The sequence below is a fragment of the bacterium genome, assembly GCA_030693325.1.
GTDB lineage: Bacteria > Patescibacteriota > Minisyncoccia > UBA6257 > MFKM01 > MFKM01.
Genome location: JAUYAV010000009.1, coordinates 1 through 15,154 on the forward strand (window position 1 = coordinate 1; position 15,154 = coordinate 15,154).

The 15,154-nt window shown below is 40.8% G+C and carries 18 protein-coding genes; 4 read left to right on the plus strand and 14 right to left on the minus strand.

Annotated features, from left to right (window positions below):
- The coding region (locus Q8N22_00595) for a hypothetical protein (protein ID MDP3052440.1) at nucleotides 1–409 on the plus strand (409 nt) is incomplete at its 5' end.
- 55 nt (nucleotides 410–464) lie between these two features.
- Here the strand turns inward: Q8N22_00595 and Q8N22_00600 are convergent.
- Entirely contained in the window at nucleotides 465–1,190 is a 726-nt protein-coding gene (locus Q8N22_00600; protein MDP3052441.1) for an anaerobic ribonucleoside-triphosphate reductase activating protein, read from the minus strand.
- A 24-nt stretch (nucleotides 1,191–1,214) separates the two neighbouring features.
- The gene (locus Q8N22_00605; protein MDP3052442.1) at nucleotides 1,215–3,359 is read right to left on the minus strand and encodes a ribonucleoside triphosphate reductase; all 2,145 of its coding nucleotides are present in this window, start codon (nucleotides 3,357–3,359) and stop codon (nucleotides 1,215–1,217) included.
- 122 nt (nucleotides 3,360–3,481) lie between these two features.
- Between Q8N22_00605 and Q8N22_00610 the strand changes: the two genes are divergently transcribed.
- The 3 genes from Q8N22_00610 (at nucleotide 3,482) to Q8N22_00620 (ending at nucleotide 6,931) form a co-directional block, all read left to right on the plus strand.
- Complete coding sequence (locus tag Q8N22_00610) at nucleotides 3,482–5,119, plus strand: thiamine pyrophosphate-dependent enzyme (protein MDP3052443.1); 1,638 nt, start codon at nucleotides 3,482–3,484, stop codon at nucleotides 5,117–5,119.
- A 98-nt stretch (nucleotides 5,120–5,217) separates the two neighbouring features.
- Nucleotides 5,218–5,814, plus strand: a complete 597-nt coding sequence (locus Q8N22_00615) for a 2-oxoacid:acceptor oxidoreductase family protein (GenBank protein ID MDP3052444.1) — start codon at nucleotides 5,218–5,220, stop codon at nucleotides 5,812–5,814.
- A gap of 106 nt (nucleotides 5,815–5,920) precedes the next feature.
- Nucleotides 5,921–6,931 (plus strand): virulence protein RhuM/Fic/DOC family protein, encoded by a 1,011-nt coding sequence (locus Q8N22_00620; GenBank protein ID MDP3052445.1) that lies wholly within the window; start codon nucleotides 5,921–5,923, stop codon nucleotides 6,929–6,931.
- 83 nt (nucleotides 6,932–7,014) lie between these two features.
- Here Q8N22_00620 and Q8N22_00625 read toward each other — a convergent pair whose 3' ends face one another.
- The 12 genes from Q8N22_00625 to Q8N22_00680 form a co-directional block, all read right to left on the minus strand.
- A complete protein-coding gene (locus Q8N22_00625; protein MDP3052446.1) occupies nucleotides 7,015–7,803 on the minus strand; it encodes an SIMPL domain-containing protein in 789 nt (262 codons plus the stop codon).
- Between the two features lie 79 nt (nucleotides 7,804–7,882).
- Entirely contained in the window at nucleotides 7,883–8,023 is a 141-nt protein-coding gene (locus Q8N22_00630) for a hypothetical protein (protein MDP3052447.1), read from the minus strand.
- 188 nt (nucleotides 8,024–8,211) lie between these two features.
- A complete protein-coding gene (locus tag Q8N22_00635) occupies nucleotides 8,212–10,149 on the minus strand; it encodes a hypothetical protein (protein ID MDP3052448.1) in 1,938 nt (645 codons plus the stop codon).
- Between the two features lies 1 nt (nucleotide 10,150).
- Entirely contained in the window at nucleotides 10,151–10,435 is a 285-nt protein-coding gene (locus Q8N22_00640) for a hypothetical protein (GenBank protein ID MDP3052449.1), read from the minus strand.
- 219 nt (nucleotides 10,436–10,654) lie between these two features.
- Nucleotides 10,655–11,281, minus strand: coding sequence for a superoxide dismutase (locus Q8N22_00645; protein MDP3052450.1), 627 nt, complete (start codon nucleotides 11,279–11,281; stop codon nucleotides 10,655–10,657).
- A gap of 3 nt (nucleotides 11,282–11,284) precedes the next feature.
- Complete coding sequence (locus tag Q8N22_00650; protein MDP3052451.1) at nucleotides 11,285–11,566, minus strand: ferritin family protein; 282 nt, start codon at nucleotides 11,564–11,566, stop codon at nucleotides 11,285–11,287.
- A 112-nt stretch (nucleotides 11,567–11,678) separates the two neighbouring features.
- Nucleotides 11,679–12,197: a ferredoxin-thioredoxin reductase catalytic domain-containing protein gene (locus tag Q8N22_00655; protein MDP3052452.1), complete on the minus strand. Its 519-nt coding sequence runs from the start codon at nucleotides 12,195–12,197 to the stop codon at nucleotides 11,679–11,681.
- Nucleotides 12,187–12,486 carry a glutaredoxin family protein gene (locus Q8N22_00660; GenBank protein ID MDP3052453.1) on the minus strand — a complete coding sequence of 100 codons (300 nt, stop codon included), beginning with the start codon at nucleotides 12,484–12,486 and terminating at the stop codon, nucleotides 12,187–12,189. The genes Q8N22_00655 and Q8N22_00660 overlap by 11 nt, the downstream gene beginning before the upstream one ends.
- A gap of 61 nt (nucleotides 12,487–12,547) precedes the next feature.
- Nucleotides 12,548–13,273 carry a ZIP family metal transporter gene (locus Q8N22_00665; GenBank protein MDP3052454.1) on the minus strand — a complete coding sequence of 242 codons (726 nt, stop codon included), beginning with the start codon at nucleotides 13,271–13,273 and terminating at the stop codon, nucleotides 12,548–12,550.
- A gap of 7 nt (nucleotides 13,274–13,280) precedes the next feature.
- The gene (locus tag Q8N22_00670; protein ID MDP3052455.1) at nucleotides 13,281–13,499 is read right to left on the minus strand and encodes a DUF167 domain-containing protein; all 219 of its coding nucleotides are present in this window, start codon (nucleotides 13,497–13,499) and stop codon (nucleotides 13,281–13,283) included.
- Between the two features lie 118 nt (nucleotides 13,500–13,617).
- Nucleotides 13,618–14,220: a hypothetical protein gene (locus Q8N22_00675; GenBank protein MDP3052456.1), complete on the minus strand. Its 603-nt coding sequence runs from the start codon at nucleotides 14,218–14,220 to the stop codon at nucleotides 13,618–13,620.
- Nucleotides 14,221–14,389: 169 nt separating this feature from the next.
- A partial coding sequence (locus tag Q8N22_00680; protein MDP3052457.1) for a putative PEP-binding protein occupies nucleotides 14,390–15,154 on the minus strand: 765 nt, incomplete at its 5' end.

Below are 15,154 nucleotides of genomic sequence, written 5' to 3' on the forward strand. Positions count from 1 at the left end.
AAGCGCCGGCGCAGCCTCTATTGGCTTCACAGGCGTTGATGTAATAGGCGAGGGCGTATCAGTCGGTTCGGCTTCAACAATCGGAAGTTATACGATTAATGCTGTTTCTACGCCAACTCCGACGCCGACGCCAACACCAACCCCGACACAGGAAACAACACTGACCCCAACACCCAAACTAACTCCGGCACCAACACCAGAAACAATAACTCCAAAAAAAGAACAACAGCCATTGCCAGAAATTTTAGTTGTTAAAGGACCGAATCTTCTCCTTGCCACGATTAGCAATTTCATAACCTTGGGCACGGGAAATAATTTTGTCGGCGCAGTCGTTATCTTAATAATCGGTTTGATTATTTATTTGGCTTATTCCTATTTTGCGAAAAAGAAAAAGAAGGGTGGCAAATAATCAAAGCATTCTCCGGATAAAATCAAAAAGGCGGTTATTCAACCGCCTTTTTGATTTAGAGATTTCTTAACTCGGTAGGCAGATATTTTTTGCATTCTTTTTGAATGGTTTCTAACTGCTTTTGGCTGAAGGGTTTGTATTTTTCGTATTTCGGGTTGATTGTTTTTTCGGGCTTGAATTGCTGTAGAAAATATTTTTTAGCGCCTTTTAATTGCTTGGCTATGTCTATAATATCTTTTGATTGGTGTAATTTCGGTATGATTGTGGTTCTGAATTCGTAATCAATTCCGGATTTTTTGATTATTTCAATGCTTTTTTTAATTTTGTTCAGGTTTGTTTTTACACCAGTCGCTTCGTCGTAGCTTTTAGCTTTTAGTTTTAAGTTTTTAGTTGTTAGTGACGCCTTAATGTCCATCGCGACATAATCAATCAATTTTTCATCAATCAAGTTTTTCAACATTTCGGGATTTGAGCCGTTGGTATCAAGCTTTACCGCGTATCCCAGTTTTTTTATTTTTTTTATAAAATCCGGCAGGTTTTTATTTATGGTAGGTTCTCCGCCGCAGATCACCACGCCGTCAAGCAGTCCTTTTCTTTTTTTAAGAAAATCAAAAAAATCTTTTTCAGAAATTTTAGCGTGTTTTTTAATATCTTCGGCTAAAACCAGCTCCGGGTTATAACACCAGGGACAGGCAAAATTACAGCCAACTAAAAAAACCGTGGCCGCGATTTTGCCCGGATAATCTATCAACGTAAGTTTTTGTAAACCGCCGATAAGCATAAAGCTTGGAACATGAATCTTGAATCATGAAACATGAATCTTGGATTTCCGCGTCTTATGTTCCATGCTCCATGATTTATGATTCAAGACGAAGGTCTTCCTTTCGCTAAATTCGAGCTGCTTCCCAACATTAAACTGACTCACGGGACGAAGGTACCCGACTATCCTTGTATAAACCTCGCAGGGCTGTTTAATGGCGCATTTCGGGCAGAGAAAATGTTCTCCGGTTAAATAACCGTGAGTGGGGCAGATGGAGAAAGTGGGGGTTAAAGTGACATAAGGCAGATGAAAATTCTCAAAAACTTTTTTAATCAAATTTTTGGCGGTTTGGGCGTCGGATATTTTTTCACCCAAGAAAAGATGCAAAACAGTGCCGCCGGTGTATTTGGCTTGAATTTCGTCTTGCAGTTTTAAGGCCTCAAAAATATCATCAGTGTGATTAACCGGCAATTGGGTAGAGTTGGTATAGTAAGGTGTTTTTTTTGTGCCGGCCGAAATAATTTCGGGATATTTTTCTTTGTCTTTCTGGGCCAGCCGATAAGCGGTTGATTCCGCCGGGGTGGCTTCTAAGTTATATAAATATCCGGTCTCTTCTTGGTATCGGATTAATCGTTCTCTCATAAAATCCAAAACTTCCAAGGTGAATTTTTTTCCGCTTTTGGAAGATATGTCTTCATTCATAAAATTCAGCAGGGCTTCATTCATTCCCACTAAGCCAATAGTGGAAAAATGATTGGCGTAATAAGCGTTTCTCATTTTTTTCACTCCGGAAAGATAATATTTTGAATAAGGGTACAGACCTTTTTCAATGAAATTTTCAACAGCTTTTCTTTTAATTTCCAAGCTTTCTTTAGCCAAATCCATAACTTCGGCCAATCTTACAAAAAATTCTTTTTTAGTTTTGGAAAGATAGCCGAGCCGGGGCAAATTGACGGTGACGACTCCGATAGAACCGGTCAGGGGATTGGAGCCGAATAAACCGCCGCCCCGCTTGTAAAGCTCGGCATTACTCAAACGCAAACGGCAGCACATACTCCGGACATCTTCGGGTTTCATATCGGATAGGATGAAATTAGAGAAGTAATTTACTCCATATTTAGCCGTGGCTTCCCACATTGGTTTTAAAGACGGGCTGTCCCAGGGGAAATCCTTGGTGATATTGATGGTCGGGATGGGGAAAGTAAAAGGCCTGCCCTTGGCGTCTCCTTCCATCAGGACTTCGTAAAATGCCCGGATTAAAACGTTCATTTCTTCCTGGAAATCCTTATAAGTTTCTTTTTGCGGTTTGCCGCCGATAATCACTGATTGATTGGCCAGGGCCGCTGATGGTGAGACGTCCAAAGTGATATTAGTGAAAGGATTCTGGAAACCAACCCGGGTAGGAATGGCGCAATTGAAAATAAATTCTTGGAGCGCCTGTTTGACTTGCTGATAGTTTAAATTATCGTATCTGATAAAAGGGGCGAGCAGGGTGTCAAAATTAGAAACAGCTTGAGCGCCGGCCGATTCTCCCTGGAGGGTATAAAAGAAATTAACCAGCTGGCCCAAAGCGCTTCGGAAATGCTTGGCCGGCCCGGCTTCCACTTTACTCGCCACGCCGCCGAAACCTTTTATTAAAAGGTCGTATAAATCCCATCCGCAACAATAAGTGGCTAAAGAATCCAAATTATGAATATGAAGGTCGCCGCCCTCCGCCGCTTGCCGGATTTTTTCGGGATAAATTTTGTTAAGCCAATATTTTTTGGTGACGGCGGAAGTGACGTAATGATTCAATCCTTGAAGGGAATAGGCCATATTGGCATTTTCCTTGACCTGCCAATCCAATTCGGAAATATACTGGTCAACCATTTCCACTGATTCATTAATAGCGGTGGAGGCCTCTCTTATTTTCCGGCGTTGTTCCCGGTATAAAATATACGCTTTGGCGGTCTCGGCATAGCCCTCTAAAATTAAAACTTCTTCCACGATATCCTGAATTTCCTCAACGGTGGGAATTTCCGTTTTTTTGAAACGGCGTTGCATCAAAGCGACAACTTTTTCGGAAATTTTTTTGGCTTTTATGCCATCGCCCTGGTCGCTGGCGGTCAACGCTTTAACGATAGCTTTCGTTATTTTTTCCTGTTCAAATTTTACTATCCGGCCGTCTCTCTTTTTGATTTCGTTGGACATGATTTTTTGATAAGTGATTTAGATTTAAAAATATTCTATCACACCCAGTCATTTTTTCCAAAGGCGCGGGGATTGATTTAACCTCTAATTAATTTTATTTTTTTGTGATAAAATGCTTTAGTATGCAAAAGGAAATTCTTAAAAATAAAGGCGAAAAAGTTCTTCTTTTGGGCAATGAAGCGATTGTCCGGGGCGCGTTGGAAGCGGGCGTTCAGTTTATTTCCACTTATCCGGGCACGCCGGCCTCGGAAATCGGCAATATTTTTTATGATTTTTCCCGATTTTCAAAAATAGCAAAGAATTTTTATTTTGAATTTTCGGTTAATGAAAAAATAGCGCTTGAGGCAGGGGCCGGAGCATCGTTCTGCGGTTTACGGAGTTTGGTGGCGATGAAAAATTTCGGCCTGAATGTCGCTTCCGATTTTTTATATCCATTGGTTTACTCGGGCGTCAAAGGGGGATTGGTTATTGTGGTGGCCGATGATCCTTCTTGCTGGAGTTCGGCTCAATCGGAAGACAACAGCCGGGGTCATATTTTAAAAGCCCATATTCCCACTTTGGAACCGTCAACACCGCAGGAATGCAAGGAATTCACAAAATTGGCTTTTGAGCTTTCGGAAAAATTCAAAATTCCGGTGATGATAAGGGAAACCACCAGAGTGGCTCTCCAATCGGGCTTGGTAAATCTCGGCGAGATTAAGAAAGAAAACCGCAAAGCCCAATTCATAAAAAATCCTCGCCAGTTCGTGACTATGCCGCCCCGGGTTTTGGAAATGCACCGGGAATTGCTTGATAAAATTGAAGCCATTAGAGAGAAAGTGTCAGAAAAATCACCTTTGAATTTTGTTGAAGGCCGGCCGGCAAAAATCGGCGTTATCACCTCCGGTGTCGGCTATTTATACGCCGAAGAAGCGCTTAAAGAACTTAAGCTGGAATTACCGATTTTGAAACTGGGATTTTTTTACCCGTTGCCGGAAAAAAAGATAAAGAATTTCATTAAAAATCTTAATCAAGTTTTGATAATTGAAGAGTTAGAGCCGTATTTGGAAAAAGAAGTAGAAAGATTGGCTAAGGAGGGGAACCCCAAATTAAAAATCAACGGCAAAAATTTTTTGCCGGAAGTCGGAGAAATCAAACCCGAGGATGTTATTTCGGCAATTTCAAAATTGAGCGGCAAAAAAACCGAATTTGATTTTAAAAAACACCGAAACGAATTTGAAAAAATAAAATTTCCCGAAAGAAAACCCCGGTTTTGCCAGGGCTGTCCTTACAATTTTGTTTTTTCAACACTCAAAAGAATAGCTCCCAAAAATACCGTTTTCGGAGGAGAAATCGGCTGTTATATGCTGGCTCATTATCCGCCCTACGAAACGCAGGATTATCTTTATTGCATGGGTTCGGATATCTCCATCGCTCACGGAATTGAAAAGGCCGCGAAACAGAAAGTTATCACTTTTGTCGGCGACTCCTCTTTTTTCCACGCCAGTATTCCGGCTTTGATAAATACCGTTTTCAACAAATCCAACCCTCTGATTGTAATATTGGACAACGGAACTACGGCGATGACCGGCCATCAGCCCAATCCGGGCGTTGCCGGACTTAAAATTGAAGAGATTGTCCGGGCTTGCGGCGTGAAAAACGTCAAAATAGTTGACCCGGTTAAAATGAAAGAATTTGAGAATACGGTTAAGGATTTTCTGAAAAAGAAAGAGGTTTCAGTGATTATCGCGAGACACCCATGTCTATTTATAAATAAATAAAAATATGATGCCAATATGCTAATTTTATGCCAATAATGCGAATTGCGAATATACTAATTTAATTCATTCGCAATCTGTAGATTGGCATCACTAATATCATGAAAAATTTCAACATAATAATTATCGGTACCGGCGGGCAGGGGCAGATTACCTTGCTCCAGATTTTAGCCCAAGCGGCCCGGTCGCAGAATTTTGACGTCAAAACCTCCGAGCTTCACGGCCTTTCCCAGAAAGGCGGACCGGTGGAAGTTCATTTGCGGTTTGGCAAAGAAATTTCTTCGCCTCTTATTTCCGAAGGCGAAGCCGATTTAATAATCTCCTTGGAAAAACAGGAATCTTTAAGAGCTTGTTATTACGCTTCAAAACAAGCCAAAACCTCTTTTTTAGTTAATGATTTATTATTGGCGATTCCAAACCAAAAGCCGTGGACCAAAGAAGGAATTTCGGAAACTTTGAAAAAATTTTCCGAGAAAGTTATTTTTGTTCCGGCGGCCGAAATTTGCCGGAAAGAATTCAATACCGCTATCGGCGCCGGCATATTCCTGATTTCTTTAGCCGCATTCAAAAATATTTTGCCGTTAAAACCGGACTCCGTTAAAAAATCCATCCAAAAAAATATTAAAGCCAAATACTTAAATCTTAACTTAAGGATTTTTGAATTAGCCCGAAAGAAAGCAAAAGATTTTGATTTTTAAGCTTGTTTCTACTCCCTAGAAGCCTATTTTTTTCAACGGCTCAACGCGTTGAGCCGTTGAAAATCAAGGAAATCCTCCCCAAAATCGTGGTAGAATAATAAAGAAAATGGCGAAAAAGGAACAAATAAAAAAAGGAGAAATCGTGATTTACAGCGCGCTAAAGGGCGAGGCGCGGGTTGAAGTGCGGCTAGAAAAAGAAACCGTATGGCTTACTTTGAATCAGATAGCCGGAATTTTTAACACTGATAAATCTGGTATCTCGCGGCACATCAGGAATATATACGATTCCGGAGAACTATTAAAAGATTCAACTGTTGCAAAAATTGCAACAGTTCAAAAAGAGGGGAATCGCCAAATAGAACGGGAAATAGAGTATTATAATCTCGACATAATTTTATCAGTCGGCTATCGCGTTAATTCCAAGCGCGCGACGCAATTTCGTATTTGGGCCACAAAAACTCTCAAAAATTATCTCGTTAAGGGCTATGCAATAAATGAAAAGCGACTTTTGGAAACAAAAGAAAAATTTAACGAATTACAAACCGCCATCGTATTTTTGCAAGAAAAATCAAAAAAAGAATTACTCAAAGGCCAAGAAGGAGAACTTTTGAGTCTGCTTTCCGGTTATGCCAAGACACTGACTTTATTGGGAGAATATGATAAAGGAAAACTAAAAGAAGTCAAAGGCAAGAAAGCGACTTTTATTTTGACTTATGAAAATTGTTTGCGCGTTATCGCAGAATTAAAAAAAGAATTGGCGGCTAAAAAAGAAGCGGGTGATTTGTTTGGCCAAGAAAGAGACGGCAGTTTTGAGGGCATCATTCGCGGTTTGTATCAATCATTTGGCGGTAAAAAATTATATCCAAGCATAGAAGATAAAGCGGCGCACCTTTTGTACTTTATTATCAAAGACCATCCATTTTCTGATGGCAACAAGCGAAGCGGCGCGTTTTTGTTTGTTTATTTTTTGGATAAAAATGATTTTCTTTACAAAAAGAACGGAGAAAGAAAAATAAATGATAACGCTTTAGTTGCCTTAGCGCTTTTGATTGCAGAAAGTAATCCAAAAGAAAAAGACGTGATGATAAAAATCATTTTGAATTTACTCGCGGAATAGTATGTTAAAAACTACGGCTCAACGGAAATCACGGTTGAGCCGTTGAAAATTTTGGTTTTCTAAAGCAAGCTTAATTTAATAGCTTACTCTATTTCGTATTTCAAAATCATCGTTACTGACACTTCTTGAGAGCCGGCTTCTATGGCAGGGGGGGCGCTCGGAGTAGCCGACTCGTCGCTGATTCCCATACCAGCCGCTTTCGTCGCATAGTTGTAATACACAGGCGTTGCGCTTTCTTCAATTGAAAGTAATCTTCCCAATTTAAATCCTCCGGCTTTAGCTACGGAAATTGCTCTTACTTTGGCTTTGGTAATAGCTTCGTTTCTGGCCTGGTCCTGAACTAACGTGGCATCATCAATAGCGAAGGAAAGAGAGGAAACTTCATTGGCGCCGTTTTTGACAACTCCCGCCAAAATATCGCCAATTTTTTCGAAGTTCCTTATTTTTACCGAAACCGTTTGGCTGACGGTATAGCCCACGATTTCTGCCGGAGGACAAGGCGTTACGCCATTGTCGCGGACCGGACAGCTGAAATATTGATAGCGCGGGGTTAAGCTGTAATTTGTGGTTTTGATATCCTTAGCTTCAACGCCGTTGGATTTAGCAAAATCAATAGCCTGGTTAACTTTTTTGGTGTTTTCGGTTTGCAAATCGGCGATATTTAAACCGCCTTCGGTTTTAACGCCAAAAGTGAATTGGGCCACATCCGGCACCGCTACCACTTTACCTTCGGCCGAAACCGAGAAACTGCGGAATGAGGACGGCTGAATTGATCTGGAATAAGTTTTAACATAACTTACCGTTGCGTAAGCCATAAATAATAAGACGACAATAATGGCGACCCCTAAATAATTTTTTATTTTATTGTTCATATTATTTATTATAGCAAATTTTTTTAAAAAAATAATACCGCCCCGATTTTTATCGGGGCGGTATTTCTAGATTTGCGTCTTACCGACGAAAATCTCTGCGAGGGGGTCTGCGTTTGGCGTAGCATTCCCGGCAATAGACACTTGAACCGTCACGCGGCTCAAATGGCAATTCAGTTATTGGAGTGCCGCAATCGGCGCATTTCCAATTTCCTTGGATCATTTGCCGCTTGAAACCACCCTCTCTGTCGTTGTTGAAATCCACGATAAATTAAATTAACAATTTTCAATTTAACTCAAATATCTTGAAAATATTCTATGTTAATTTCTACTTCTTGTTAATTACTAGGGTTTATATTATACGACCTTTTCCTTTTTATACACCTGATATGATTTTTAGTCAACCATTCGTTATTCGCTTTGTTGAAGCGTTTCAGTGAAGATGCGCGTTATTGACCCTAAGAAAGATTCCAGATTCAGAAAACCGCTGGGCGGAGGAGTGGTATTAGCCGGCGGCGGAGTAGTCGGGGTTGACGGGGGAGCGATATTGCCTGCCGGCGGTTGCTGATTCACCGTGGGCGTCATTCCCTCCGGCGGGTTTGTCATTCCCTGCTGGGGTTGCTGTCCTTGCGGGGGCATGTTTTGTTGAGTCGGCGGCTGTTGATTGCCAGTTGGCTGCTGCTGTTGTTGTGTTTGTATTTGTCCTTGTTGTCCAGGTTGAAAATTTTTACATTCATCAGGATTAGAAGAGCAGTATTTTTGGCATTCCTCCGGCCCTTTACATCCTCCAGGACCCGCCTGTTGCGTCATTATTTGTCCGCCGGGATTAACTGCGCCTGGACCAGGTTGAAATTTATCTTCCGGTTGACCTTGCTGATTCTGTCCAGGCTGTCCCTGCTGATTATTTTGCTGATAATTACCACACTTCGCCGTCGAATCTGCAGGACAAACCGGCTTTCCATCCGAACCTACTTTAGCCGATGTTATAAATTTTCCAGATCCATCAACACAGGCCAACGCCGTCGGATTCCCATTTCCATCAGAGCTACACATATCTGCCCATGGTTGAATTTGCTGATTTTGTTGATTTTGATTTTGTTGATCCTGACCGTTTTGAGGCCCACCCTGGCCTTGTTGGGGGCCGCCCGGCTGTCCCATGCCTTTTTCAAAACAAGTTCGCATTTGGTTTCCTATTTCTCTGGGCGGCATAACCGTGCCGCTTTTGAATTTTTCCATTATATCGGTTCCAAGTTGGGAATTAAGGCATTCAAGCACGGCCTGTGGCGCTTGATTTAAAGTTTCTTTAAATTGTTGTTTGCCTTGTTCCATTTGTTTTAAATCTGCTTCCGGTATCATCCCGTTTTCTTTACCAAAATTAAAGCAGGTTTCTTGATTGTTGGGATTATTGCAAAAAGTATCGCATTCGTTTTTGCTTTTACAGCCGCCCGGCCCCTTGCCTCCGGTTTTGCGAACCATAACCGCGTCTTCTTTACTTATAAACCCGGCCGCTTCGGCAAATTTAGTACATTCTTCAAAATGGGCGTCTTGCGAGCAATAAGCGTCGCACGCTTCTTTCCCCTTACAAGCCGGCGGCTTTATTCCTTGTTTTATGGCCGCAAGCATCTTTTGAGAATCGGCTTTTTCTTGGTCGGTCATAAAACCGGCTTCTATGGCGAAATTCGTACAAACTTCCATATTATTAGGTTCGCCGCAGTATTGGTCGCACGCTTCTTTGCCTTTACAGGGCGGCGGTTTCACGCCTCTTTTTAAAGCCGCCAGCATTTTTTGAGAATCTTCAAGTTCTTTGCCCTGGATAAAACCCGCTTCCACGCCGAAAGTCACGCATTTCTCCATATTATTCGGGTCTTCGCAATAAGAATCGCATTCTTTTTTATTTTTACAGGGCGGCGGTTTCACGCCTCTGGCGATGGCCGCCTGGACTTGCTTGGCTTGCGCCAAATTTTTCGGCGGCATTAAATTATTTTTTTCCGCGTAAGAAACGCATTCATCAATATGGCTGATGTTATCGCAATATGTTTCGCAGGCGTCTTTGCCGGCGCAGCCGCCGGGACCCTTGCTCCCTGACGCCACGAATTTTTTAGCCGTATCAATTTCGTCTTTAGACATCAAATTATTTTTTTCGGCAAAACTGACGCAGGCCTCTGTGTTTTCCGGTTTATCGCAATAAGTTTTACAGGATGTTTTGTCCTGGCAATTGCCCAATTCTTTGACCGGATATTGGATATCCGCCGCTCCGGTAGGTTCTTGGGCGAATACTTGGTTCGTTAAAACGAGTGAACCGATTATTATAAAACTCAAAATAATAAAATTCAGGTATTTTGTTTTCATATTATTCAAAAGGATTGGTTTTAATATTTGTAAAAGGATTGGCTTTGTCGGCCGGGTTGATGTCTGGTTTGCTTTCCAGGGGATTTGCTCCTATTGAAGGTAGGGTGCCTTGACTCGCACTTTCAGTGATTTTTTGGGCAGCTTCTCCGGCTCCTTGCAGGGCTTTTTCTTCAGCGCTAGCTCCCGTTTTGGATTTTCTCCAATTATTCCAGTAGAAATAACCGCCGACTCCCAACCCAATTAATAAAACGGCCGCTATTAATAATAAAAGTGTTTTTTTGTTCATATCTAGTTAACCCAACTCCGACATTTTCCAGACATATCAAAGTTGATAATTAATATTTTTTATTTGATTAATATTGACCTTTTGCCCAGTACTTCTTGTTCGCCAAGAATCAGCGAATCATTGAAGCTGAGTTACCGAGTATATTTTAATTATAACATATTTAAATTATTTCAGAGATTCTGATTTCTAAGGTATAATAAAAATTAATATGGTCAGCTTTTACCGCGATTCTATTCTGCTCGCGATTCTGTCCCAATTAACTATATTCCAGAAGGCCTCAATAAATTTTGCCCGGTCGTTTTTGTAATCAAGATAATAAGCGTGTTCAAAAACGTCTAAAACCATCAAAATTTTAAAACCCGGATAAACATTAACATTATGTTTTTCTATCTGCATCGGAATCAGCCTTTGGGTTTGGCTGCAAAATGCCAAAGCCGCCCAACCCGAGCCCTCAACCGAAGCGGCGGTCTGCGTGAATTCCTTTTTGAATCTTTCAAAACCGCCGAATTCATTTTTTATCAAATCAGCTAGATTTCCTTTGGGCTCTCCGCCGCCTTTGCCCGCCTGCGCAGGCAGGTCACTAAGCGCTAAATTTTCCCAGAATAACGAGTGGAGCAGATGGCCGCCGATATTAAAAGACAATTCTTTCAAAGTTGATTTCATATCCAGGTCGGCGTTTTCTTTTCTGGCTTTATCAATCTTTTCTAAAATAGCATTGGCGCCATTGACATAGGCCTGATGATGTTTTTGGTGATGAATTGTTAATTGCTGTTCGGAAATATAAGGCTCCAAATCCTTATAGTCATAAGGCAATTCCGGCAAAGTGTAAAATTTAGTTGACACCATTTTTTATTTTGTTAACTCTTCAACTTCTTCTCTTCCTTTTTCTAATTCTTTCAGTTGCTCCTGGTCTTCTTTTAGTAAAAGCGCCTGAAATTCGCCCACATGGGTTTTTTCCTCTTTGGCTATGTCAAGAACAACTTTTTTGATGTTTTCGTTATCGGTCATGGCGGCCATTTGTTCGTAAAGATTTATGGCGTCCAGTTCAGCCAGCATTCCGATTCTTAAGATTTCTTTGTTTAGGTCTTCTTTTTTGACTTCACTGAGATTCAAGGGTATTTGTGACAGCATATTTTATTTATTTAGTTATTGCGACCTTTTAATAATATCATTTTTCAATTTCGCTAGTTAAATAATGTTCAAGTCTTTTGCTAAAAGGGGATCAAGAGATATCTATCCCAAGCTAAATAAATCTAGCGAATCTTTCCTTGGAAGCGCCGCAGATAGGGCAGACATCCGGCGCTTCTTCGCGGGCGCAGAGATAGCCGCAAACTTCACAGCGCCAAACCGAGTAGCTTAAATTGCCAATTTCTTTTTTTTTGGTTTCTTTTTCCATTGTTTTTAATTTTATTCTTTCGACCTTGTTCGGCCTTCTTTCGGGAATCGGTTTAATCGCTTTTTTGTTTTCAAAAACATTTTTTGAAACATACAAGCCGCAATAACAAGTTTCATATTCCGCCACATCAGCGTCCCGATAATCGCAAGGGCAGATTATGTCAAAGTCTTCTTCTTTGTTCCCGCTCGCCAAACGGCAGGGGCAGGCCTGATAACCGTATCTTTGTTCGTTGATAAGCAGGGCCTCAATCAAACTCTTGGTGGAATTTTCGTTCGGATTTAAAAAATAACCCCTTTTTTTATTGCCGGAAAAAAGTTCGGCAAATATTTTTTCTATTTTATCTTTCGGTATCTTGTTATTTTCCATCAGCTAAGTTTTTTATTTCGGTTTCGTCAAATCCTATAATGATTTTTTCTCCGTTATTGACAACAGTCGTGGGAAAAGAAGCGTTGGGATTATATTTGGAAATTTCATCGTAAGCTTCTTTCTGGTCCCGGCCTTCTAAGAGGTCAAAATCAATATAGCCGTATTCCAGATTAAACTCGCTTAGCAAATCCATGGTTTTTTTACACCAGAAACAAGTGCTTAACGAAAAGACCATGATTTCTTTTCCTTTTTTTCCCGGAACAATTTTAACCTGGTTTTTGTAAGACATTCTATTATTATACTAAAAAAATCGGAGAATAGAGCTTTGTCGACTGAAAGTATTTCAATCTCTAAATAAAACGGGTGACTATAAAAATAAAAATAACGCCTAATAAAGTTAAACCTATAATTTTAAACGAGCTGTGTTTGCTATGGGCTTCCGGCAAGATATCGCTTGCGCCGATATAAAGCAGAAAGCCGGCGAAGAATCCCAAGTATAAAACCAAAAAGCGCGGAGAGACTTTAAAAAACAACGTTGATAACGCTCCGAGAATTGGGGCTATGGCGTGCAAGAGTAAAAATATTTTGGATTTTTTATCGCTGTTATTATGATTAAGCATCAAGCTCACGGTGTTTATCCCGTCGGTGAAACTGTGGGAGATTACGGCAATGGCGATTAATAGGCCGACAGCGGCATTAATCTGAAAACCAAGCCCGATACCGACTCCATCCATAAAACTGTGGCCTGCCAATGCTAAAGCCGAGGCAACGCCGACATGAGGATGTTTGTGTTCCGCGTAATCGCTTTCGTGGGCGTGGTGGATGAGAATTGTTTTTTCAAGAATATGGAAAAGCAAAAAGCCGGCTACCAAAGCGACCATCGCTTCAATTGATTGGAAGTTATTAATTTTTATTTGCTCTATGATTTCCGGAAAAATTTCAAAACTCACGACCCCGAGCAGGACTCCCGCGGTGAATCCCATAATCAGATGGAGTTTGTGTTTAAATTTTATGGCAAACAGGCCGCCAAAAAATATTGAAAGGAAAGTTATTATAGAAAAAATTATTGGTTGCATTTTTATATTATAGAATCTCAATAATTTTTTCTCTGGAAGTATGTCCGGAAACAATATTCACTTGGAAAGGGGATACTTTGAAATATTCGGCCAGGGCTTTGATTATCGCGCGGTTAGCTTTTCCTTGTATCGGCGGCTCTTTCACGAAAACCGAGTAATGAGTGTCGTCAATTTTTTGGATTTTTTCTTCCTTGGCCTTGGGTTTTGCCTTAACAAAGATTTTCATAAATTTAGCTTATTAATATCTTATCAAAAAATCGTTTAACGGGAAAATTCGTTTCGTAACCGTAGAAAGAATAAAAAAACGCCGTTCGGTTTTAACCTATTAGGCGTTTTTTGGGTAATTATAATCCTAGGACTTGGTCAGCCATGACTCCGGCTGAAACATTTTTGGAGAAGATTTTATTTGTTTTGAGGTCTTCTATCGCATAGTCAACAATTTTTTCAATATCCGTTTCTTTGATAAGAAACTGTTTGTTTTTTTCTTTTTTGTTGGTGGCGTTAATCTGTTCAACAATATGCGATAAGCCATAGCGGAAAGCAGGTTTCAGCGGTGTATCTTTTGGAATGTATAAGGTTATACCTTTTTCCGTGAAAAGACCCCTTCCGACAGTACTCTGAAGATTAATAGAAAATTCGTAGGGTCCGATTGCCAGGCGCTCAAAAGAATCACGGCAGGAATTCCAAAGCGGATTATTTGAAGGTTGGGGTTTTGGCCGCAAAAGATAGTTTCTGTCTTTTCTTTCTCCGCGCTCAACATACATACAGTCTCCGTACTTATCTTTTTCTGTTAATGGCTGGCCATAAAAACTTAAATGAGCGTCAATAACATTATTTTCAAAACTTCCGTGTCCCGGTTCGGCAATCAGAATGTGGCCTTTTTTGTTAGTTAGCTCTTTTGCTATGCTTTCCAGGTTTTCTTGATTAACAATAATAAAATCAGACATTTTCTCCTCCTTTTTTGGTTTTTAATGAGCTTGTAAATTTAAATAGCCTAAAGTTTAGGCTATTTAAATTATAGAACGAATAATAGAAAAAGTCAATTTTAATTTGTCGGTTTCGGCCTAATCTGGATTGACTGCGCGGTTACGCTTCCATCGGAATTTGTTTGGCCGTTTACGATAATCGTTTTTCCGATATCGCCGCTTGGGCGGCCGCTAAACAGGCGATAGGAATACGATAGGGGGAGCAGCTTACATAATTCATGCCGACCTGATGGCAAAACTCCACGGAACGGGGTTCTCCGCCGTGTTCGCCGCAGATGCCTATTTCAAGTTTTTTATTGGTTTTCCGGCCGTTTTCAACGCCGATTTTAATTAATTCGCCGATTCCTTCCCGGTCAATTGATTGAAAAGGATCTTCGGGTAAAATTCCTTTGTTAAGATAATCCGGCAGAAATCCTCCGATGTCATCGCGGGAAAAACCAAATCCCATCTGAGTAAGATCATTGGTGCCGAAAGAGAAAAATTCCGCTGTCTTGGCCAGCTGATCGGCCACGAAGCAAGCGCGCGGAATTTCAATCATCGTTCCGGACAGATGTTTAATTTTTTTGAGATTGTATTTTTTCAAAACCTCTTTATAAATTTGTTTTATTAACGCAAACTGATTATTCAATTCTTTCGCGTCGCAAACAACCGGTATCATTATTTCCGGATAAGGATTTTTATTTTCTTTGATTAATTCGGCTGCCGCTTCAAAAATGGCGCGTATCTGCATTGAGCTTATTTCGGGATAAGTAATACCCAAACGCACGCCGCGGTGGCCCATCATGGGGTTGGATTCATGAAGCGAATCCGCCCGTTTAGTTAATTCAGTCATGGAGATTTTTAAATTTTTAGCCAATTGTTCAAGTTTCGCTTTTTCGCGGGGGACAAATTCGTG